The organism is Sporofaciens sp. St.21A7 (assembly GCF_059728535.1).
Map to the genome: position 1 here is coordinate 374,572 of NZ_BAAGFN010000001.1, position 23,957 is coordinate 398,528.

General features: G+C 40.8%; 15 protein-coding genes and 2 pseudogenes. 16 read left to right on the forward strand and 1 reads right to left on the reverse strand.

What is annotated here, in order from left to right; genetic code table 11:
• Positions 1–85 precede the first annotated feature (85 nt).
• The 7 genes and pseudogenes from AC6I3O_RS01835 to AC6I3O_RS01865 form a co-directional block, all read left to right on the forward strand.
• Positions 86–253: a hypothetical protein gene (locus AC6I3O_RS01835; RefSeq protein ID WP_004070288.1), complete on the forward strand. Its 168-nt coding sequence runs from the start codon at positions 86–88 to the stop codon at positions 251–253.
• A 46-nt stretch (positions 254–299) separates the two neighbouring features.
• Positions 300–1,541 carry a tyrosine-type recombinase/integrase gene (locus AC6I3O_RS01840; protein WP_004070285.1) on the forward strand — a complete coding sequence of 414 codons (1,242 nt, stop codon included), beginning with the start codon at positions 300–302 and terminating at the stop codon, positions 1,539–1,541.
• A 253-nt stretch (positions 1,542–1,794) separates the two neighbouring features.
• Positions 1,795–2,178, forward strand: a pseudogene (locus AC6I3O_RS01845) (methionine--tRNA ligase subunit beta); the annotation flags it as partial.
• Positions 2,179–2,483: 305 nt separating this feature from the next.
• On the forward strand, positions 2,484–3,878 hold the full coding sequence (locus AC6I3O_RS01850) for a zinc-ribbon domain-containing protein (RefSeq protein ID WP_497849466.1): 1,395 nt from the start codon (positions 2,484–2,486) through the stop codon (positions 3,876–3,878).
• Positions 3,879–4,463: 585 nt separating this feature from the next.
• Positions 4,464–5,291, forward strand: a complete 828-nt coding sequence (locus AC6I3O_RS01855) for a ParA family protein (protein ID WP_159756353.1) — start codon at positions 4,464–4,466, stop codon at positions 5,289–5,291.
• Positions 5,245–6,192, forward strand: coding sequence for a ParB/RepB/Spo0J family partition protein (locus AC6I3O_RS01860; protein ID WP_497849467.1), 948 nt, complete (start codon positions 5,245–5,247; stop codon positions 6,190–6,192). Before AC6I3O_RS01855 ends, AC6I3O_RS01860 begins: the two co-directional genes overlap by 47 nt.
• A 280-nt stretch (positions 6,193–6,472) precedes the next feature.
• Positions 6,473–7,606: pseudogene (locus AC6I3O_RS01865) on the forward strand (thioester domain-containing protein); the annotation flags it as partial.
• 187 nt (positions 7,607–7,793) lie between these two features.
• On the opposite strand, the gene AC6I3O_RS01870 reads toward AC6I3O_RS01865, so the two are convergent.
• The gene (locus AC6I3O_RS01870; protein WP_302134599.1) at positions 7,794–8,117 is read right to left on the reverse strand and encodes a DUF6618 family protein; all 324 of its coding nucleotides are present in this window, start codon (positions 8,115–8,117) and stop codon (positions 7,794–7,796) included.
• A gap of 239 nt (positions 8,118–8,356) precedes the next feature.
• Between AC6I3O_RS01870 and AC6I3O_RS01875 the strand changes: the two genes are divergently transcribed.
• The 9 genes from AC6I3O_RS01875 to AC6I3O_RS01915 all read left to right on the forward strand — a co-directional run bounded on the left by AC6I3O_RS01875 (position 8,357) and on the right by AC6I3O_RS01915 (position 23,949).
• Positions 8,357–9,121 carry a hypothetical protein gene (locus tag AC6I3O_RS01875; protein ID WP_497849468.1) on the forward strand — a complete coding sequence of 255 codons (765 nt, stop codon included), beginning with the start codon at positions 8,357–8,359 and terminating at the stop codon, positions 9,119–9,121.
• Positions 9,122–9,411: 290 nt separating this feature from the next.
• Positions 9,412–11,616 carry a hypothetical protein gene (locus tag AC6I3O_RS01880; RefSeq protein ID WP_497849469.1) on the forward strand — a complete coding sequence of 735 codons (2,205 nt, stop codon included), beginning with the start codon at positions 9,412–9,414 and terminating at the stop codon, positions 11,614–11,616.
• Positions 11,617–11,620: 4 nt separating this feature from the next.
• Positions 11,621–13,939, forward strand: coding sequence for a phosphoadenosine phosphosulfate reductase domain-containing protein (locus tag AC6I3O_RS01885; protein ID WP_497849470.1), 2,319 nt, complete (start codon positions 11,621–11,623; stop codon positions 13,937–13,939).
• Positions 13,940–13,954: 15 nt separating this feature from the next.
• The gene (locus tag AC6I3O_RS01890) at positions 13,955–18,148 is read left to right on the forward strand and encodes a hypothetical protein (protein WP_497849471.1); all 4,194 of its coding nucleotides are present in this window, start codon (positions 13,955–13,957) and stop codon (positions 18,146–18,148) included.
• 11 nt (positions 18,149–18,159) lie between these two features.
• Positions 18,160–20,430, forward strand: coding sequence for a BREX-4 system phosphatase PglZ (gene pglZ / locus AC6I3O_RS01895; protein WP_497849472.1), 2,271 nt, complete (start codon positions 18,160–18,162; stop codon positions 20,428–20,430).
• 24 nt (positions 20,431–20,454) lie between these two features.
• Positions 20,455–21,900 (forward strand): BREX system Lon protease-like protein BrxL, encoded by a 1,446-nt coding sequence (gene brxL / locus AC6I3O_RS01900; protein WP_497849473.1) that lies wholly within the window; start codon positions 20,455–20,457, stop codon positions 21,898–21,900.
• The gene (locus AC6I3O_RS01905) at positions 21,890–22,087 is read left to right on the forward strand and encodes a hypothetical protein (RefSeq protein WP_497849474.1); all 198 of its coding nucleotides are present in this window, start codon (positions 21,890–21,892) and stop codon (positions 22,085–22,087) included. Before brxL ends, AC6I3O_RS01905 begins: the two co-directional genes overlap by 11 nt.
• An 8-nt stretch (positions 22,088–22,095) precedes the next feature.
• Positions 22,096–23,235, forward strand: coding sequence for a cysteine desulfurase family protein (locus AC6I3O_RS01910; RefSeq protein ID WP_497849475.1), 1,140 nt, complete (start codon positions 22,096–22,098; stop codon positions 23,233–23,235).
• A 54-nt stretch (positions 23,236–23,289) separates the two neighbouring features.
• Positions 23,290–23,949, forward strand: coding sequence for an ATP-binding protein (locus AC6I3O_RS01915; RefSeq protein WP_497849476.1), 660 nt, complete (start codon positions 23,290–23,292; stop codon positions 23,947–23,949).
• Positions 23,950–23,957 lie beyond the last annotated feature (8 nt).

Sequence of the window (23,957 nt, forward strand, 5' to 3'; positions counted from 1 at the left end):
AAAATATTTTTGTCGGACAAAAACACTTGACTTTTTGTCTTACAGAAATTATAATAGACTTAGTTATGAATGGAGGTGCATATAGATGGCGAAAATCGGGAGACCTAAAAAAGAGTCTCCTAAGTTGAAGTCAATAACAATCCGGCTTTCTGATAGTGAATACGAAAAGTTCATTAAGTATGCTGCCAGTCATAATATGACCATGACACAAGCATTGGTAAAAGGAATAGAGTTATTATACCAGAATCCGTAATGCTTGAAGTGCTGCAGAATCTCTTTCCATTAATGAAGGAGCAGAGATGGCAAAAGCAAGAAAAGATAACAAGGGCAGGGCTTTAAGGAAAGGGGAAAGCCAACGGACAGAGGATATGAGGTATATGTACACATATACTGATCCTTATGGAAAAAGACGTTACATTTACGCAAATGATTTGCGGACGCTTCGTGAAAAAGAGGATAAGCTGCTGAAAGACCAGCTTGACGGCCTGGATGTCTATGCCGCAGGAAACGCAGACTTGAATTTTGTCTTTGACCGTTACATATCAACGAAAACTGACTTGCGGAAAACAACATATACGAATTACAAATATATGTATGACCATTTTGTAAGGGCGGAATTTGGGAAACGGAAGATAGGGGAGATTAAGTATTCCGATGTATTGTATTTTTATTATCATCTGCTGAATGAGAAAAATCTGCAGATTAATACATTGGAAACCATTCATACGGTGCTACATCCAACATTCCAGCTTGCAGTCCGGGATGCAATCATCCGTGTCAATCCCAGTGACGGAGCTATGGCACAGGTCAAGAAGAAACCGGGAAGGAATCATGGTGTTAGACATGCATTGTCATTAGAGCAGCAGAGAGCATTTATGGAATACACCAGGAACAATCCGATATATTGCCATTGGGCGCCTTTATTTACGGTGCTACTTGGAACAGGTGGACGGATTGGTGAGATCATCGGCTTGAGATGGCAGGATCTGGATTTTGAAAACAGGACAATAAGTATAAATCACAGTGTTGTGTATTATCCAATGGATGGTGCAAAAAAGCGACGGAGTGTTTTACAGGTGTCCTTGCCAAAGACGGAAGCCGGTATCCGGGTAATTCCGATGATGGATGCGGTGTATGATGCTTTTCAGGAGGAACACGAAGCACAGAAAGAGAATGGATTCAACTGCACGGAGATTGACGGTATGACAGGGTTTGTGTTCTGCAACCGTTTTGGGAACGTACATAATCCCCAGACAGTCAACCGGACGATTCGGCGTATTTCAGAGAATTATAATGCGGAGGAAGTGTTGAAAGCGAAAAGAGAGAAAAGGCAGCCGATTATATTGCCACATTTTTCCTGCCATCACTTGAGGCATACCTTTTGCACAAGGTTCTGTGAACAGGAAACCAATATCAAGGTAATCCAGTCCATTATGGGACATGCGAACATAGAAACCACGATGGATATATATGCCGAAGTTACAGACATGAAAAAAACGGAATCAATGAAGAATTTAGCACAAAAATACGATGTATTTTAGGAAAGAGTCCTTGGGTGGGACTCATGTAACAAAAAAGAGTTTTTGCAACAAAATTGCAACGAATTTTGAAATGACAGTACATAATAATGCGTGATAATGCATTGATGCAAACTGTTGGAAAAGGCGTAAATACGGGATAATACATGATAATGCTTTAACCTGAATATTATTCCCGACGATGAAGTCCTTGGGTGGTTCTGAGGTTAAGAAAGGTCAAGAGAAGGCGGAGAAGAAGGCTGTTGAAGCGGCGAAGGAAGTGATTGATTTCTCCAAGGTGGAAATTGAGCCGTTGTTCTCGGATTGTGTGGATTTCGAGACGTTTAGTAAGTCGGATTTCAGGGCGGTAAAGGTAAAAGAATGTGTTGCCGTGCCTAAGAGTAAGAAGCTGTTACAGTTTACTCTGGATGACGGGACGGATAGGGAACGCACGATTTTAAGCGGGATTCACCCTTATTATGAGCCGGAGGAGTTGATTGGTAAGACGTTGATTGCCATTACAAATCTTCCGCCGAGGGCTATGATGGGGATTGATTCCTGCGGAATGATAATAAGCGCAGTCCATGAGGAAGAAGGGGAGGAAAGGCTTCATCTTCTGATGGTGGACGACCATATCCCGGCAGGGGCGAAGTTGTATTAAGGCGGAAGGCAGGATAAAAAACATCAATGTTTTTAGGAGTCTGATTTACGCCTTTACGCCAAACTTACGCCATTCGATGCAGAAAGTTGTGCAGAGGTAAAAAAATCGCAAATTTCATACAGAGCTATTGGATTTTGAACAAAGAAATATGAGAATTATGGGAAAGGCTTTAAGAGGAAAGAAACTCTTAGAGCCTTTTTTGCGTTTTGGGATATGTGTGGCAGGTCGCAGACTATCCTCCATATCAGATATTTTCTATACTGTATTTGTGCCGCTAACTGAAAGGCGGCGGAATGGAGATTGATATGAAAAATAGTTTAGCAGACATACACCCGGAACTTGTAAGCGAATGGTCGGAGAGTAACCTTCCACTTACCCCCGATACAGTAACCTACGGCTCAAATAAAGAAGTATGGTGGAAAGGGGCTTGCGGGCATGAATGGCAAGCCAGTGTAAAAAGCCGTTCTTCTGGCGAGAACTGTCCAATCTGTTCAGGAAAAAGAGTGGTTGAGGGTATCAATGATTTGGCGACGTTAGAACCAGAGCTTGCGTTGGAATGGTCAGAAGAAAATATAAGTTTAAAGCCGTCTATGGTCGGCACAGGCTCTCACAAAAAAGTGATATGGAAAGGCAAATGCGGGCATGAATGGTCAGCCAGTGTGAAAAACCGGGTGAAGGGCAGCGGCTGTCCATACTGTTCCCATCATCTGATATTAGAGGGTTTCAATGACCTTGCTTCGCAAATGCCCAAAGTAGCCGCTGAATGGTCTGAAAAAAATTATCCGCTGCGCCCGACTATGGTTACAGCCTATACGAATCGTAAAGTATGGTGGAAGTGCAAAGAAGGTCATGAGTGGAATACGCAGATTTCGACCCGTTCATATGGGAGTAAATGCCCCTATTGCAGCGGAGAAATACTTCTCAGTGGTTTCAATGATTTTGGGACAAGACAGCCACAGATTGCCGGGGAATGGTCAAAGCGCAATCTTCCCTTGACCCCGGACATGATAAATGAGAAATCACGCAAAAATGTATGGTGGAAATGTCAGAAATGTGGATTTGAATGGAAAGCAGTCGTCCATTCAAGAGTAAAAGGCGCAAAATGTCCCGTATGTGCGGACAGGGCAATACTTTCTGGATATAATGATTTGGCTTCGACTGACTCGTATCTGCTTGGAGAATGGGACTATGAAAAGAACACAGATATATCCCCGGAGTATATTTCAAGAAATTCCATGCGTAAGGTGTGGTGGAAATGTCCGTTTGGACATTCGTGGAAAGGGAAGATTTCTGAAAGAGCGATAGACGGGAAGGGATGTAGGGAATGTGAAAAGGAATATCAGGGTGTGTTTCCGCAATTAGCGGTTGGCTACTATGCGGCGAAGAAAGGTCTGAAAGTATTGTTTCACTCTGATACAGCCCTTGGAATCCCGCTTGAAATCTATATACCCGAAGAAAAAGTTGCAGTTGAATCTTTTGAAGGGACAAAGGAGATGGAGGGCGTAAAGAAATATATTTGCAAACAGAAAGGAATTAAGTTGGTTAAGATTATCTATCGTACAAATGATAATGAAATAGAGTTTGCTTACAAGATAAAAAGGCTGTTTCAGAGCATACATATTTTTATATCTTCAGATGTGGAACAAGATGTAATGACTATAAGAGAGCATTTTTATAAATGGAGAAAGAGACAGATGTAGTCTGTTGCTTGCCGTCTATTCTTTTCGGAGGGATAGGCGGTTTTTTTTGTGCTTAAATGAAAAAAACGGGGGAAAACAAAAAAAATTTTAATGTTTTTCAAAAAAGTAGGGTGTCATTTTGCTTTTTCATTCCAAATAAGTGAAGGGGTTGACTTCTAACATTAGTTAGGGATACTTCTTTACTGTAGTTTGAAAATTGAATCAGTCATTCGCTAAGACAAAATTTCTGATGATTAGCCACCTTAGCAGGTACGCCAAGACCTTATATACAATAAATGAGCGATAATCCCCGCTATCAGTATCGGGTTGTCCCCGGTATGGCGATGACAGTCAGAATGATAATGATACTCCTGTACGCAGCTTCAAGAGTTCCTTGGAGGGGTGAGATTCCCGTGAAGCAGATAACAGTCTGTAACTTAGCGATTTCCCGAAGCATAACGCTTCTACGCAGGGGGTGTTGAGGACAAATACTGCGTTTTCGTTTTGTCGGGGACAGGCAGATTGTCCCCGGATTTACATAGCCACATAAATAGCGTGGCTAAATTTTTGAAAAAGGAGGTTGTACTTATGAACTCAGAGGAGATGATGCCAAATTGCAAAATAATCGCTCTGACTAACCAGAAGGGCGGAGTCGGAAAAACCACTACGACGGTCAATCTGGGGGTGAGCTTGGCACAGAAAGGAAAAAAAGTCCTTTTGATTGATGCCGACGCACAGGCAAATCTGACAATGTCCCTTGGCTACAGCAGACCAGATGATTTGTCTGACACCCTTTCAAGTATTATGCAGGACGTAATCGACGACAAACCGTTTGACGTACAGAAAGCTATATTGCACCATGAAGAAGGCGTTGACCTGCTCCCGTCCAACATTGAGCTGTCGGGATTAGAAGTAAGGCTTATCAATGCCATGAGCCGTGAAAGCGTGTTGAAAACATGCATTAATCAAGTAAAAGAGAAGTATGACATTGTACTGGTAGATTCGATGCCGAGCTTAGGTATGCTGACAATCAATGCCCTAGCAGCAAGCGACAGTATCATTATCCCGACCCAGCCGCATTATCTTTCAGCCAAGGGCTTAGAGCTGCTGCTTCACTCTGTATCCAAAGTTAGGCGGCAGATAAATTCCAAACTGCGGATAGAGGGAATCCTTATGACAATGGTTATGCCGCGCACAAATATTTCCAAGGAGATTACAGCTACGGTCAAAAGTGCTTATGGACAGAGAATCAGAATCTTTGAATCCCAGATACCTCATTCAATCCGAGCCGTAGAAGCGACTGCGGAGGGCAAGAGCTTATTTGCCTATGATAAAGGTAGCAAAGTAGCTATGGCATATGGACAGTTTGCAAAGGAGGTGGAAGACATTGGCGAGAAGCAGAAGAAGCAAAATAGAGCTGACCGCATACGATGACCTATTTGAAACAGACGTTAGCCGTGCAGAAGCCAGTTTAAGTAAGATAAGGGAGATACCTATTTCCGAAATAGACGAGTTCCCAGACCACCCGTTTAAGGTGCTTATGGATGAGAATATGGAACAGCTTGTTGACAGCGTTAGAAGGATTGGGGTAATGACTCCGGCAACGGTTCGGAAAAAGGAGGACGGGCGATATGAGTTAATCAGCGGTCACAGGCGGAAAAGGGCTTGTGAGCTTGCAGGGTTTGACGTGCTGAAATGTGAAGTTAAGGAGTTGAGCCGAGACGAAGCAATCATTGTGATGGTTGAGAGTAATCTGCAACGCTCCACCATACTACCAAGTGAGAAGGCATTTGCTTATAAAATGCGGCTTGAAGCGATGAAGCGACAGGCAGGCAGACCTATAAAAGATAATTATTCCCCAGTGGGAAATAATTTTGAGTTTGCAACTTCAAGCGATGAACTTGCAGAAAAGGTTGGAGAAAGTAAAAATCAAATTTTTCGTTATATCCGTCTGACCGAGCTAGTACCCGAAATCTTGGAAATGGTCGATGAACACCTGATTGCTTTCCGTCCAGCGGTAGAGATTTCCTATCTGTCCGAGGAACAGCAATACACACTCCTAGAAGCCATGGCCTATAACGACGCCACGCCCTCATTGGCACAGGCAATCAAAATGAAAAAGTTCATGCAGGAGGACAAACTGACAGACGAGGTTATTCAGTCCATCATGCAGGAGGAAAAGCCAAACCAGAAAGAAAAACCTGCATTTAAAGACGAAAGGATAACGAAGCTCATACCAAATACTATCCCCAGAGGACAAGAGACAGATTTTGTAGTCAAGGCGTTGGAGTTTTATAATCGACACCTGCAAAAGCAGCGGGGGAAGGAAAGATAACCTGACACCGAGGGAGAAGTCTGCCCTTTTGGGGACAACAAATTTTTTTGTACTCCCCCTCTCCACACCTCTCCCCCTAAATACTGCCAGTAACTATCCGAGAAAAGAAATATGCGTAGGCAACAAGCCAAGTGGACGTACTTGTACGGACATTTGGCGACTGCCACGACAGCCGAATGGCTTATGCCTTGTCATAAGTTATAAGGCGTAAAGGCTGCCAAGATGAGCAGCTTTTTTACTGCTAACAAAATCACTAAACACAAACAAACAGGAGGAAACAATGAAGATTCGTAAAATATTCAAAAGGGCGGTAGCTTATACTCTTGCGGCGGTCACAGCATTATCCGCCTTTCCTGCATCAAGGGTACTTGCAGCAGGCAGCATAGGGACGATTTCATTCGACCATACCTATGACGGTGCAGGAAACGCCATGAGATACAATTCAACCGCTAACATTGACGGTCATGTTCCGGGCAATACAGGAGAATATATCAACCGTATGTACGTAGACGGGGAAGATGCCTATTGTATTCAGCCGGGAGTACCCTTAAGGACAGGAAACATATTGGCAAAAGATTCATCAAGCGCATGGAACGTACTATCCGGGAATCAGAAAAAAGCGGTAGGGCTTGCCCTGCTCTATGGGAATCAGGGAAACAGTAATCATTTAACGGGGAATGATGATGAAAAATGGCTTGCCACCCAGACCCTTGTATGGGAGTTTGTTACAGGATACCGTGAGTCTATAGGAACTTATCGGCAGACAGGCGGAACAATCTACAACCTGCACTTTGGCTCAAATTATCCAAACAGCGGAGCAAGGGCGGCATATGACCAGATAATTGCCATGATGTCAAAGCACAACACGATTCCAAGTTTTATGTCGGGCAGCGAGGGCAGCATTACAAGAGAGCTTTCTTACAGGGATGGAAGATACAGCATGACATTCACCGATAGTAACAACACTCTCTCTGAATACGACTTTGCAAGTTCCGACAGTAACATCAGGGTATCTAAGAACGGGGACAAACTGACAGTAACATCTGAAAAGGCAGTAAAAGGTACAGTAAGGATTACGGCGGCAAGGAACAACACGCCCACCGTCAGCAGCAGCGCAAAAATGATAGCATACGGCGACCCTAATTTGCAGGATGTAATCACAGGCGTGGAAAACGTGGATACAGTTAAGGCATATATCAATGTGGAAACACCCACCGGAACAATAGCACTGAAAAAGACATCTGAGGATGGTGTGGTGGAAGGCATTTCTTTTACCATCAAAGGAGAGAATTACAGAAAGACTGTTGAAACAGATGCAAACGGAAATATGACGGTTGAGGACTTATTTCCTGGAACTTATACAGTCACAGAGCAGCCCATAGACCATTATGAACAGCCCAAAACCCAGACTGTCGGACGGCAAATTGAGGGAGACGCAAACAGCGAATTATTTTTCCGACATTTATCCTATTGACTGCGCAGTGCTGTCTGCAAATGCACAATCCTGTCAAAAATGCTGCACGTTGTTGTCGGTATTGTTTTGCGCCTGAAATGCAAAAGGCCATGGATCCCTCATGAGACACATGGCCCATATGAAAAATTTAGTTTTTCCCCTGCCTGTCGGCCAGAACAGGAAGATGAACCAGGCCGGTGGCGACAGTCACCGCATCCACCTTCCGCATCAGGGAGCCGATCCTTTCTTCATTCCAAAAGATATCGGAGAAATCGGAGAGCTCGCACCCTACATCATGGTTAGGGATGCACAGGTAGTTCCCATATTTATGCCGTCCGGCGAGGATGTGGAAGTAAGTCCCCCGCCCATTGATCTCAGCTTCATACCATCCGTTCCCCGTGCTCAGCAGGATGATCTGCCCCGTCCAGGTCTCCTTGCGGGAACCGCTTTTCAGGATACAGGTATAATTCATGTTCCATTCCTCCTATCCGAGATTCTGGCTGCTGACAGAAGCCAGGATGACATCCGTATCGATCACTTTCTTGTCCATCTGTGCCCCCAGAGTCAGCGCGTCGGTCATCAGGTTGTCCACCAGGCGGGGGCTCCCCTGGGCTCCTGTAGCACACTTTTATAGACAGTGTTTAAAAACTGAGATTATAATTTGACGTTTTTGTGCGGGAGATAGGAACTTTAATTTGCTGGGCTACAGTAATGGAAATGGTGGAGAAAGCGATCAGTAAAACTGCTGGTATCGAGGAAACGCCAAAGGAAATGCCGAAAGAATCGGCAAGCCATATCCAAGCCGAAGATAAGCCGACACATCAGCCGGAGATAAAGCAGATACCGTTTCCATTCGATCATTATCGAAAATCGGAAACGCAAAATAAGACGGAACAGCCACGGCAAAAAGCCGATGCAACAGCTACAAAATCTGTTGTTGAACAGATGAAAGCAGAGCAAAAATCTGTTTCTGCTGAAACAAAACAGTCAGAAACGGAAAGACTGCCCAAGCCGCAGCCTTCTGTACTGGCGGCTAAATATCCTTGCCTGAAAGAGATTGACGATAAGCTGAAAGAACAGAATAGGGCAATTTTTGAACGGGAACAAAAGCGGGATAAGCTGAAAAAAGAACAGTCTGAATGCACGGGCATTTTCAAGGGCGGCAGACGGAAGGAATTACAGCAGGAGATTGACAGAAATGACAGGCAGATTTCCAATATGAAAAAGCATCTTTCCTCTATTGTGAGGGAATATAAATTTGATTCTGTTCAGGCATTTAATAAGGAACTCAATGCGTCCAAACGAGAGTATTTTGATTATAAGGCAGCCCGTGCAGAGTGGGATAAGACATATGGGGATAAAGCGGCAGTTCCCACGAGCATAAAAGAGCGACTTCGGCAGAAAGATCAGATTGTAAAAGCAAGGGAAGCGGACAGGGTGTATCAGGCAAGGAGAAATGATAAAGGGGCGAGGTAATACCGCCCTGTTGGATACAATGTTTATAGTGGTAGAACGTAATTTCATCTGCGTATCTATGGCAGGAGTCATAACGGGCATAAAAAATGTTTTGCTGCATCTTGAAGAATAACGGGTTTTCATTTCCTATTTTGTCGCGGGGAGGGAAATCGTGTTTTTTGTTGGATATGCTTGAAAACGGCAAAATTTTAGAATATAATGTCAAATGGGATAGTATAAACGGCGTGACCAATGAAAAATATTGGAAATGTTGATAAACTGAAGGAAATGAGCAAGGGTGAAGAACTATTATGGCAAGGCAAAAGCAGTGGGATAAGTATGAGGCGGCTATTCTGCTTGATTACTATTTGCAGTATTTGGATGGTAAACTCACTCGTGAAAAAGCAATCCGAATCGTGTCGGCAAAACTAAGAAAGATGGCAGAAACCAAAAACATTTGTATTGATGAAATATATAGGAATACAAATGGGATTGCATTTCAAATGCACAGCATGGAGTCAGCATATAAAGGTTTTACGGTAATGAAGCCAGCCACCAAGCTGTTTATTGAAACGGTTAGGTTGCTAAAAAATGATAAGGAACAGTATAACAAACTACTGAAGGAGGCAAGAGAAATGGCTGAAGTGCCCCCAAAAGATAGCAGGGAAGAACATCCTGCGATAGAAAGTGAAACTAAAAGTAGCGTAGCAGAATTTGAATTTGCAAAAGACACTGAGCTGTCAAAGGTACGGAATGAACAGGGCAAGGATGCAGCAAATGTAGTTACGAGAAGCAGGAACACCCCTAATGGCGATACTTTCTTTCGCTGGCTAAACGAAGAACAGGGTATGGCAAGTTCTTCCTGCCGCAGCTATGTTTCTGCCATAAACACGGCGGAACGGTATGCAATAGAAAATAATTTTAACCATTGCATATTATATACGGACAATTATCAGGAAGCCAAAGCAACTGCCGATGAGCTGTTTGGGGATTATTACTTTATGGAATGTAATGATCAGCAGCACAACAGGTTAAGGACAGCAATCAATAAACTTTTGACATATATTGAAAATGGCGGAAATGATATTGTTGTACAAATACCCTCGGCTGATTTTGCACCATTTACTGAAATTCTTATCGAAAGGTTTCCGAAAGGGTATAGGATTGGTTCAACCATTGAGCTTAAAAGGTTTAAACGGTATTGGGAAGAACTTTATGATGTCAAAATTGATATGGATGATAGCAGTGTTGAGAAAAATATTGAACATTGTGGGATTATTCATGAAGAAAAGATATATATGCCGCAAAAAATGCTTGACGAGAATATGAAAGAAAAATTGTTTTCGTATATCAACAATAGTTTTCAATCCGGCAAATCCGTCATCTATTATGAAGCCTTGTTTAAGGAGTTTTCGGATGATTTTTTTGGATATTGTATGTATAATGCAAGTATGCTCCATGCTTATTTGGATTATATGAACGATGGAAGTTACTTCGTTGGGAAAGATTATATTTTAAAGGATGCTTCTGTCAAGGTTGAGCCTTACGATGAAATAAAAGAATGCCTTATAAGGCAGGCAGCCCCAATGGGATATGGTGAAATATTTGTTGCTCTTTCACATATTTCAGAGCAGAAAATAAGAAATATACTTGCACAAAATGGCGAGTTTGTCAGCAATGGGCGGGGCGAATACTTCCATATAGACATCACGACTTTCAGTGATGATGAGATGGGGGATATAACAGAAATTATCGAAAACACGATTGCAGAAAAGCAGTTTATCAGTGGAAATGAATTAGTTGACAGCATAAAGAAAAAATATCCGTATGTGATTGAGCAAAATGCATTGTTATCGGATATAGGTGTGAGGAATGCGATTAGGTACAAATTAAAGGACAAGTTTTCTTTCAATGGAAACATCATTAGTTCGAGCAAAAAGCCTTTATCCATGATGGGAGTTTTTGCTGATTTTTGCAGACAAAGAGCTTCTTTTACGCTTGATGAGCTAAAAATATTTAAACAAGAGCTGGGTACTGAGATTTACTTTGATGCAGTGTATGAAAATTCATTAAGAATAAGTAAAAATGAGTTCGTTGCCAAAACACAGGCTTCTTTCAGACTAGAAGAAACAGATGCGGTAATAGACCGTTTTTGCGATGTAGATTATATTGCTATAAGAAAAATTAATCAATTTGGATTGTTTCCCGATGCTGGATTTAGCTGGAACAGTTTTTTGCTTGAACATTATGTTGCAATGTACAGCCCGAATTATAAACTGCTGCATTCCAATTACAATGAGGGAGCTTGCGTTGGCGGCATTGTAAAGAAATCTTCCGGCATAGACACATTTGACGAGTTGGTAATTGATGTGCTTGCACGGAGCGGTCTTCCTTTGCAAAAGGAAACGGCATTGCAGTATCTATGCGATGAGGGCTATATGGCTCGAAGAAATTATTCAGGAATCGAACAGTTACTTATCAAGGCAAAAGAACTGAGAAACCAGAAGGGGCTTTAAAATTATGTATTCGTATGAATGGGATATTAAAACCGGAGGCTTGCTATTGAACAGTTCCCCGCTGCCTTTCAGCAAAGAGCCGAGACCGGTTTACTATAAAGAATTAGACATCCTTGGATTTGATAAATATTGGAATTATGACAAGAATGACGCTTACCCATATATGTGGGCAGAAGCAAATAACTATTGGTATAGAGGAAAGCTTGTCGCCAAAACAAAGGGAGGCTCATTATATTCAGCACCAGAACTGCTGATTGTGGAAGAACCTGAACCGGAGAATGCACCGCTTCGGTTTGTAGATGTGCCGGGGATGGTTGATAAAAATAAAGGTTTGATAGAAAAACTGACACAGGATACCATAAAAAAGGTATTCAATACCTATGCTCGGTTCAAAGATAAGGTAGACGTTTTTTATGTGGCATTTAGCGGGGGGAAGGACAGCATCGTAACACTTGATATTGTCCAAAGGGCGTTGCCTCACAACAGTTTCAAAGTGTTATTCGGCGATACTGGAATGGAGTTTCCGGATACTTATGATACGGTTGGGATAATAGAAAAAGAATGTCATCATCAAGGCATTGAGTTTATCAGAGCAAAATCAGATTTGAATCCGCATTGTACATGGAAACAATTTGGTTCTCCGTCAAAAGTTACAAGGTGGTGCTGCAGTGTGCATAAAACCTCGCCACAAATACTTGCTTTAAGGAATAATTTGGGCAAGATTGATTTTACAGGAATGGCTTTTGTGGGCGTTAGAGCTAGTGAAAGTGCGTCAAGAAGTGAATATGACTATATCAGTTTAGGAGAAAAACATAAAGGGCAGTATAGCTGTAATCCGATTCTTGAATGGAATGCGGCTGAATTATATTTATATGTTTATTCGGAAAATCTTCATTTGAACGAGGCATACAAAAAAGGGAACAATAGGGCTGGTTGTTTAGTATGCCCCAATGTATCTGAGAAAAATGCTTATTTTAGAAGAACATGCTATCCAAAAGAAGTAGATGAGTATATGAATATAATTGCTGATTTATATAAAGAAAGCATTCCCGCAGAAGAAAAGATGAAAGAATTTTTGGAGAATACTGGATGGAAAGCACGTATGAACGGAAGGGATGTGTCTATTGACATTGGATGTACGGAACTGATGTCGGGGGACAAGTATATCCTTAAAGTGAGAAAACCTAAAAACGATTGGAGAGAATGGATAAAAACGATAGGCGTTCTCTTAAATGAGTCTTCGCCGTATAGGATTGATTTTAGACGAAATGAGTATTCCTTTGAGGTTATTGAATTGGCTGACGGTTATGAAGTGGTGCTAGATAAATATCTTGCAAAAACGGCACCTTTATTTGTCAAATTATTAAAAAATGTGTTTCATAAAGCAGCGTGTTGTATTGGATGCCATGAATGCGAAGCAGATTGCCAAAAAGGATGTATCACAATGATAAACGGCAAAGTAAAAATAAGTGAGAACTGCGTAAGATGTTCTCAGTGCCATAAGGTTGATAGAGGATGCCTAATTTATAAATCGTTAGAGATGCCAAAAGGAGGGGCTAAAATGGAAACAAAGAGTTTAAATTGTTATTCCACTCATGCGCCAAAGAAAGAGTGGATTAACCAATATTTTTCACAAAAAAATGAATTTGTAACAAATAACTCATTGGGATCGCAGATGTTTAGTTTTTTCAAACGGTTTTTAAGAGATGCAGAACTTATTGATGGAGACAATTTCAGTGAATTTGCAAAGATAATTGATTATATTGGAATAGATGAGTTAGAAAGTTGGGGATTGATTTTGACCAATTTGGTGTACAGTCCGCAAATAAACTGGTTTGTGAAGAATGTCAAAATGAATGAAAAATCTTCAAAAGAATACATTACTTCTATGTTGGTTGATAGTGGAACGAATGAGAGGGCGGCTAATGATATATTTAGGTCGTTTGTAAGATTTGTTGAACTGCCATTTGCAGAAGTGGGCATGGGATTCTCTGAGAAAGAAAAGAATAGGGTTTTATCTGTCACAAGAACTCCTTGGCAGAACCCTGACCCTCGTGTGATTCTTTACAGCTTGTACAAGTTTGCGGAGAACTGTGGAGATTATTACCAGTTCACCCTTTCCCGACTGTTAAATCATGAAATCGACAGCGACGGAGTTAGCCCTACGGAAATCTTCGGGCTTGACCGTGAACAAATGGAAAAGATACTGAACGGCTTGTCTGTAAATTATCCGGAGTTTATTTCCGTATCATTTACCTTGGACTTGGATAATATTACGTTGCGAAATGACAAGGCATCAAAAGATGTCCTTGAATTGTTTTAAGGAGGAGACAGCGGCATGGCGCTTGATATTTATCGTCATTACTTTGATATTGACCCGGATTATTTTCCGGCAGTCAATGAATCGGTAATCAATAATAATCCGGATATGTGGAAAAAGTATTATCCACACGCTACTTTTGTGAAACTGATTAAGGATACAGTGAGTATTCTGCGCAGAGAGCAAAAACATTCCATTTGGGTGGAGGGCGCTTATGGCACAGGTAAATCCCACGCTGTATTAACTTTGAAAAAACTTCTTGATGTGTCCGAAGAAGAAACAAAGGAATACTTTCAGAAATTCCAAATGGATAATGACCTTTTCAATAAACTTCAAAATGCTAAGAACAGTGGGGAGATTCTTACCGTACATAGATATGGTTCTTCCTCTATTCGTGGTGACCACAATCTCGTGTTTGCCATACAGGAAAGCATTGAAAAGGCACTGAAAGACAGAGGGATTGAGAACAAAGGCAACAGCGCCATGAAAGGAGCTATTTCAAAATGGCTTGAAGATTCTGCGAATAAGAGCTATTTCAATTCTCTTGTAACAGGGGAATACTCCAATTTATTTGGTGGTGATAATGCGGATAATATTTTAGAGAAGTTAAATGACTTGTCAGGTGATGCGCTGATTGCACTTATGGATAAAATCTTTAAGGTGGCTGACGAACGTCAGATTAAAGTTTTGTCGTTGGACACTACCGGTCTTGTGTCTTGGATAAAAGAGATTATTAAGGCAAACAATCTCAAAGCTATTGTATTTATATGGGATGAGTTTACAGAGTATTTTAATAATAATGCAAGAAGTCTTACTGGTTTTCAGGAAATCGCCGAGCTTAGTGAAACTGACCCGTTCTATTTAATTATTGTAACCCATAAAAGCGCCGGCCTATTTGATGATGCAGATAAGGATAAGTTTAAGATTCTTGACCGTTTTATCAAGCCGACCTGTATCATTGAACTTCCAGAAAACATGGCATTCCAGCTTATGGGAGCGGCTATGGAGAAAAATAAGGATGAAGCAGTCAGTGCGGATTGGGAAATGACGGTTGATGATCTTTATGACAGAACCCATGCTTCCAGATCATTAGTGAAGAACAACGCCAATATCTCTGATGATGAATTAAAAAATATTCTGCCTATCCACCCATACACGGCATTATTGCTCAAACATATTTCTTCTGCGTTTGACTCTAATCAGCGCAGTATGTTTGATTTTATCAAAAATGACAGAGGCGATGAAATCAAGGGTTTCCAATGGTTTATTGACAACTATGGTCCGGACAATGAGAATCCCTTGCTTACAATAGATATGATATGGGAATTTTTTTACGAAAAGGGAAAGGAATATCTTTCTCATGATATTCGTTCGATTTTGGACTGCTATTCCTATGCAGCTGCCAAACAGCTCAGTAATGATGAAAAACGGGTTTTGAGAACAGTTCTTCTTTTGCAGGCAATCTCCCAAAAGGTGGGAGATTCTGTTGAGTTGTTTATTCCCAATGAAAAAAATATTAATAATGCCTTTGAAGGTTCGGATATGGATAATGGAGCTGCCGGAAGATGCGCGGAAAAGCTTGTCCGTGACGAAGTACTTTATAAAAAGCCTCTTGGCGGTGGACAGACACAATATTCTGCCTTAGTAAATGCCGGGGATATGGCGGCGATTGATAAATTTAAAGAAGAAGTCAAGAAAAAATCCACATCGTCACTGATTAATGAGGGGCAGGTTTCAGAGGCTGTTACATTGGGCGGTGCTTTAAAACTGCGTTATGAGATGAGATATGTTTCATCATCTGATTTTGATTCAACCATTCGGTTGTTGCGTAATCAGGAGGGCAGTTTTGCCAACAAAATAGTTGCTGTTGTATCCTTTGCAAAAGATGACAGCGAAAGCGTTGTACTTGGCAAAAAGATTAAAAGCGCATTGGAAGATGGCAACTATAAGATGATATTTATCGATACGTCTACTACTACGTTTGGAAAAGACGGCTATGAGCAGTATTGCGAAAATATGGCACAGGCTATGTATTATCAGGGCAAAGAGAATAATTTGGCACGTCAATATGAAACGAATGCCAAAGAAGCGTTGAAAAAGTGGAAAAACCGTATTTCCAGTGGTGAGTTTGTTGTCTATACTTCTGAAAAACAAGATGGCGAGCGAGCAACAACGATTGATGCGCTATATACTGCCCTGTCCAGCATTAATAGGAGCAAGTACAGGAATTGCTTGGAAGGCGCTTATACTGTGACGGATAATATGTATATGCCAAGTTCTTTAAAGCAAGGAGTTGCCTGTGGCATAAAGCAGGAAACGCAGGGAACATTCAGATCTTCTAATCCTGCCACGAAGCTTGAGAACGCCATAGGGGAAGCTTGGAATTATCAGGGAAAGTATTGGGTGGATAAACCGCACCTTTTGATTTCAAAAATTAAGAACAGGGTAGAAGAACTCATAAAAGAAGGCTTTGATAATGGCGGGCGTATCTCTATTGCGAGAATCTATGACGAGTTAAAGGCGGAGCCTTTTGGTTTTATGCCCTGCAATCTTTCTGCATTTGTGATGGGATTTGTATTGAAAGAATATGTTGATGGATTTAGTTGGAGCGATGGTCTTACGAATGATGTATTAACTGTGAATAAGCTACAGGAAATGGTTGATGAGATTATCAAATTACAGATTACAGCGAATCCGAGGTATAAGGATAAATATATCGTGGCAATGACAGAAGAAGAAAAGGCTTTTAATGAGGCCACATCTGTTGCTTTTAGTATTTCAAAAAGTTTTTGTACATCGGTTGAACAAACGAGGGAGCGCATCCGTAGTAAGATGAAAGAATATACGTTTCCTATTTGGACGCTGAAATCAATCATTAGAGGTGAAAATACAAAAACAGACGAAGCAACTCTTGCGAAACTCATCGACTATTACTGCGGCATCGCAAACAGTAGCAATATGGGAGCAGATCACACAAGTGATAATGACATTGCCTATGCGATTGGCAAGCTGTGCATTGCCAATAAGACTGCTGCTGCCGACTTAAGTACACTTTTAAGCAAGGGAAAATGCACGAAAGGAATGAAAGCTTATCTGAAAGAGTTCGAGAACGGAGAACTGGTTGTGCTGGCTGAAGAAGTTGGGGATAGCGGTCAGTATATCAATGTGCTGCGGAAAAAGTTTGATGCAGATGCGGCAAATTGGGTATGGAATCTTGAGACAGTACAGCAGAAGATAAGGGAAGTAATTTTGGAATATAAGATTATTGCGGAAAGCAATAAAGTCATTTCAAAAAGTACGAATTTCGACAGCACAGTCAGGGAATGGTGTGATAAGTGCCAGTATATCAGGGTTTCCTATCCGGCTGCCAAAAACTACTTGGACGATTTTGGCGCATTCTTAGAACTGCTTTATCATGTTAAGAAATCGGGGGTAATGTTGGATTCGCAGAGGCAGAAATTTTATGATTCGCTTCTTGAAAACGAAGAAAATTTCAGGACTTTCTACGGAAATCAAATTGATTTGTTTAAAAAAGTCTGTGAATTTTATATTGAGGGATTTACAGAAGAAGAAATTCGTGAAATCTACAATATGATTCCTGCCGGTTCATTCACAAAGGAGAAGACAGAATATACCACCATTGTAAATGACAAGGTTGAGGAATATAAGCGAAACAGCAAGTCTGCGAAACTGAAAGAGTTTTGGAAAGAAAAAACCAAAACGGATACTCCGAGAGAGTGGTCTAAGAAGCATAAAATGCCCATTTTATGCATGGTGGATGATAAGGATATTCAAGTGGCAAGGGCGGCATTCGGGGCTGTCAATCAAACGCATCCTGATGAAAGTTCCATAGATAAAGCGGATGCTTATTTCCAAACCGCAGTTTTTTTCGCCAAGTTGGAAGATGAGAGCGCAAGAAACAGGGCGTTTGTTGAAACGATTATTAAGGATTATGATGTGATGCTGAATGACCTTGATGAAGTGAAGCGGTATTTGGACAGTAGAATCACAGCAGATCCTTACGATTGGTTTGGTTTGCCGGAAGTCGATAAGAAGCTAAAGCAGCTTGCTGAGGCAAAATACAATCAAGGCGGCTGTGACAAGGCGCTTGAAAAGATAGACAATATGGAATTGGCAGATGTGAAGCGGTACTTAAAAGACCTTATCAAAGATGATATGATTGTGGGCATGGCGATTATCAAAGGAAACTAAGGAGGACAGGGATGAACCTTGATGCTTGTATAAAAAAGATAACGAAATATTTGGCTTCAGAAAATGCCCAGCCGTTACTTGTAAATGTTCAAAATGGCATGGATTTAGACAGGCTCAAAACATATTTTGACGTGGATGGCAATGAGTTTATTGATGCTTCAAGATTCTGCAATAAAGATGAACTGCCACGCATTGAAGTTTTGCTTGCGGATATTTCCATGAAAAAGAAAAATTGCTTTCTGTTAGGGTTGACTTCTTTTTTGAGGTTCTATGGAGAGGAAGAAATAAGGAAACATTTAGCAAACATTGTCAACATGACCATTGCCGGCCATGTTGTAGTTGTGGTTTATCAATGTGACAAGCAGTTAAGTTTCTCCGACCCAAGGCTGTCACGCAGCATTTGCTTACTTGACGGCGATGCGGTAGCGTTACCGAAATTAGTATTTGTGTCAAATGAACTTTCAGTTGCCTTATCCGAATATAGCATTGTCGGGATTGATGCCGTTGCAAAAGAAATTGAAAGTCCAAATGTAGAAAAAATATTCGTGGTTACAACAAAGCATAAGGATATGTATCCACAGTCAATATATTCTATTACTGATATGAGCAAGGCTTATGAGGTGATAATCGGGAAAGATGCCATGCTATCACATATTGATGAAGTGATGGGAACTTCAAGCCAATGGGATTATCTGCTTTCCCTAATTGACACAGGAAAAACATTTATAGAAATATGTAACAGTGAGTTTGGAAATTATCAGAGTCTGGAAATTGCAATTTCAAGCTATAGTGGGTATTCTGAACAGAAAAAGTGGCTGTATTTTATTGCATTAAAAATGTTTGGAGCTGCCAATAACAGTTGTCTGGCTGTTGCTGCCGGCCATGCTGCTGCGTATTCAAAACTAACACGGGAAGTGTATAGAGGTATTTTGGAAAAGAAACATACAGACAGGGATTTTGATAACTTTTATCAGACAAGGAAGTCCTTGCTGATAGCTTTTGGAAATCCTGTAGATGAAGTAGTTGATTTTTGCAAAGTGGTTTTGCAGAAAGAAGAAAAGGCTATTTATTATTTGACGGATAATACAAGGCAGGAAAAGGAACTTATCTTCTCGTTACTTGAAAAGTATTATCAGAGCATGGAAAAGAGTGGGATTGAGAAAATATTATCCGTGGTATATCCTGATTTGTGTGCGTATATCCGTGATTACAGATATAATATTCCTCTGCTCGACAGATATTTTTCTCTGTACACATACAGTAAGATAATCAACAAAGTAGTGCCGGAATTAGAGGAGATTGTGGAAAAGCAGGCTGTTCTTCGTGAGTACAATTTGTTGCTGGAACCTCGTACCGTAAAGATGGATGAGATAGATAAAACTGCTTCGCAGTTATATTTTATGGATGCAATGGGTGTCGAATACTTATCATACATTCTTGCAAAATGCAAGGATAAAGAGTTGATGGCTAACATTACAATCTGTTGCGCCAATCTGCCTTCCATTACAAGCAAAAACAAGGAGTTTGTTGCAGAGTTTGAAATGCGGGGGCTTGTGGTTAATCCGATTAAGGAACTGGATGAAATCAAACATCATGGTATCAGCGATTACGATTACAGGCAAAAGAAGCAGCCGATCCATATAATTAGGGAATTAGAAATCATCAATGAGGCTCTTGATAATATCAAATTGAAATTATCACAGGGGCTTTGTAATAAGGCGATTATGGTATCTGACCACGGCGCAAGCAGGCTGGCAGTCATCCACGAAACTGAAAATATGTGGGAAATGTCGTCTAAGGGGGAACATTCTGGAAGATGCTGCCCGAAATCGGATGCTGATGTTAAGAGTGAATTTGCCACAGAAGAAGATGGCTTTTGGGTTCTCGCCAATTATGACCGCTTTAAAGGCGGAAGAAAGGCAAATGTAGAGGTACACGGTGGGGCAACTTTGGAAGAAGTTGTTGTTCCGATTATTGAAATAACAAAATTCGATGACGAAATAGAAGTATCCATTGTTGATAAAGTGATTACCGTAAGCTTTAGAAAAAAAGCGGCTATCCGATTATTCGCCAAAACAAAGCTGAAAAATGTGACGGTTTTAGTTGAGGGAGAATATTATGAGGCAAAAGAACTGGATAATAATATGTATCTCGTGGATTTGCCAAAGTTAAAAAAGGCAAAAAAGTATAATGTTGATGTTTTTGCATCAAATAACTTGGTTGTCCCGGGGTTGACTTTTGAAATAAAAAAAGAAGGCTCTCAAGAAAAAAAGTTGCTGTAATATAATGGAACGAGGAGGATTCATATGCAGGAAAAACTAAGAGAATGCTTTGATGAGATGGTTGTTTATAAAGACTTGAAGAAAAGCAATTTCTTTTCGGCTTTAAGTCTGCCGTCATTCCTTCGAGACTGGCTGCTGAAAAAATTTGGCGATGATGAGGGGAATTTTGATATAGACGAACTTACGGATTTTATTCATACTTACCTTCCGCGCAAAGACGAATGGATAAGCATAAAAAACAGGATTGTTTATGAAAATGAGAGGGTAAAGATTCTTACGAAGATTTCTGTTGATATAAACATCAAGAATCAGGAAATAACTTTCGCCTTGCCGGACTTTGGCTTAACTAATAAAGAAACCATCATTGAACCATATATTTGGGATGAATGCAAGGACGAGCTTGTTAAGGGAAAGGAAACATGGGGTGTAGTCGAACTAGGCTATAGATTACCTGATGAGGAATTGAAAATTCAGGGCAAAATAAAACTGACAGGTTTCACAAATTTTTGTCCATACACGATTGACCTTGATTATTACAAAGACGTAAGAAACGAGTTTGCCACGAGCGAGTGGATTGATGTTTTGCTTGGGTCAATTGACTATAATGCTGCCGGATATGAAGATGAACATCAAAAATTAACTATGCTGACCCGCTTGCTGCCATTCATAGAAAAAAGACTCAACTTAATAGAGCTTGCACCAAAAGGCACAGGAAAATCATACTTATTTGGACGTGTGAGTAAATTCGGATGGCTTTCTTCTGGTGGGGTAATGTCAAGAGCAAAGATGTTTTACGACATCAGCAAACGGACACAAGGGTTAGTTTGCAATAATGATTACGTTGCTTTAGATGAAGTTCAGACGATTTCCTTCACGGATATGGATGAAATGAGGGCTGCATTGAAGGGTTATATGGAATCAGGTGTTTTTACTGTTGGAAACTATGAGGGTGTGGCAGATTCGGGTATCATCTTGCTTGGGAATATCAGTCAGGACAATATGGACGAATATAAAAGTATGTTTTCTGAATTGCCTGTCACGTTTCATGAAAGCGCATTATTGGACAGATTTCATGGATTCATTAAAGGGTGGGAAATACCAAGGATGCATGATGATTTGAAGATTTCCGGCTGGGCACTAAATTCGGAGTATTTTTGTACAATTATGCATCTGCTTCGTGAAGATGCAAGTTACCGTGCTATTGTTGATGCCTTGGTGGAAGTTCCAGAACATTCTGATACAAGGGATACGGAAGCTGTAAAAAGGATTTGTACTGCATATTTGAAATTACTGTTCCCAAATGTCCGCTCTGTTGCTGATGTAAATATCCGTGAGTTTAACCGCTATTGCCTGCGCCCGGCTGTAAAAATGAGGGGAATCATCAAGATTCAGCTCGGAATTCTTGACCCTGAATTTAAGGGAAAAAGCGTGCCTAGTTTCATGGTGAGGGATGTTAAAAATGAGAGTTGATTGCGTTATATGTGGAAAGAAAGACTTAGGAAAAGATACAACAGGCATCAATAGGAAGCTGCTTGGAACAGATATAACCAACTTTTATTGTATGGAATGTCTTGCAGAATATTTGGGGTGTACAGTCGAAGAATTGCTTGACAAAATTGAAGAATTTAAGGAAGAAGGCTGTACACTTTTTGCATGAGGATGCTGATGAGTATGAAGATGTTTATTTATGCTGATAATGCAGCGACAACGAAACTTGATATAGGTGCCTTTGAAGCCATGAAACCCTATCTGCTCAGCGAATATGGCAATGCTTCGCAGCCTTATTCATTTTCAAGAAAAAGCAGGGAAGCCCTGAAAGAATCAAGAAAAATCATTGCTGAATGTATCAATGCCCTGCCTGAAGAAATATATTTTACTTCAGGTGGGACAGAAAGTGATAATTGGGCGGTTAAGGGGATGTTTTTTTCAGATAGAAACAAAGGAATCATCACATCAGAGATAGAGCACCATGCGGTTCTGCACAGTGTGAAAGCCGTTGAAAAAATGGGATGTGATGTGGTTTATCTCAAACCCACAACAGAAGGCATAATAACAGCAGAAGTAGTATCGGGCGCTATTACGGAAAGAGTGGGCTTAGTTTCTATAATGACAGCGAATAATGAAATAGGAACCATACAGCCAATTAAGGAATTATCACAGTTGGCTCATAAGACAGGAGCTTTATTTCATACAGATGCTGTACAGGCTGTGGGTCATATAGGGATTGATGTGAAAGATTTAGGCGTTGATATGTTATCAGCATCAGCACATAAGTTTAATGGACCGAAAGGTGTTGGATTTTTGTATATTAAAAAAGGTACGTCGATTATTCCATATATTGATGGCGGCGCACAGGAATCATCGTTAAGAGCAGGGACGGAGAATGTTGCTTTAATTGTTGGTATGGCATATGCATTACAGAAGAATTGCCAATGCATGGATGCAAATATAAATAAAGTCAGGGAACTTGAGGCTGATTTCATCGGTCTGCTTGGCATAAGCGGCAACAAAGGTATTATAAGGAATGGCGGTAATGATACCCTTCCGGGAATTGTCAGCCTGTCATTTGGAAATGGGGACGGAGAGGCAATGCTTCATCGGTTGGACTTGAGGGGGATATGCATATCAACTGGTTCTGCCTGTAATAGTGGAAAAAGCAACGTTTCCCATGTCTTGCGGGCGATAGGATTGGATGAAGAATATGCAAAAGGGACTATACGTATTTCTTTTGGGAAAGATAATACCAAAGAAGAAGTCCGTTATATTGCCAATGAAATAAATAAAATCGTTATTGATCGGGGATGAATTGAGCACAGATAGTGAGGTATAAGCATGGCGGAGGTTACAGACAGGGATATTATGTCATTTAACAAATCAAAAAAAGAAGAAATGATACTTACGCTTTATGGCTTGATTGATAATTGGGAAAATGAAGTGATAGAGTTCAAAGAGGCTGAAAAGGACTATGACAGGGACAAAATTGGACGATATTTTTCGGCATTGAGTAATGAGGCTAATCTGCGAGGGCTACAATATGGCTGGCTTGTGTTTGGTGTAAATAATAAAGAGAGAAAAATTGTTGGGACTGGGTACAGAAATAGCAAGGGATTGGATACCTTAAAGCATGAAATTGGCGCTGGAATGACTGGCGGGATGTCGTTTATTGACATTTATGAAATCTTTCCGGTTGTTGATGGCGTGGAAAAGAGGGTAGTGATGTTCCAGATACCAGCAGCAGTCACAGCCATCCCGACCGGTTGGCACAATCAGGAATACGCCCGTGACGGAGAATCCCTTGTGCCATTATCAGAGGAAAAACGGGAACGGATTCGCCGTCAGGTAAGATTGGACTGGTCAAAAAGGTTTATTCCTAATGCGACAATGGAACACTTGGATAAGGCAGCTATTTCTATTGCAAGAGAAAAGTACAAGCAAAAGATGGATGATTTACACATATCTGCGGAAGTGGATAAAATGTCCGATGAAGAATTTCTTGAAAGAAGAAAGCTGGTTACCTAATCTCCCGG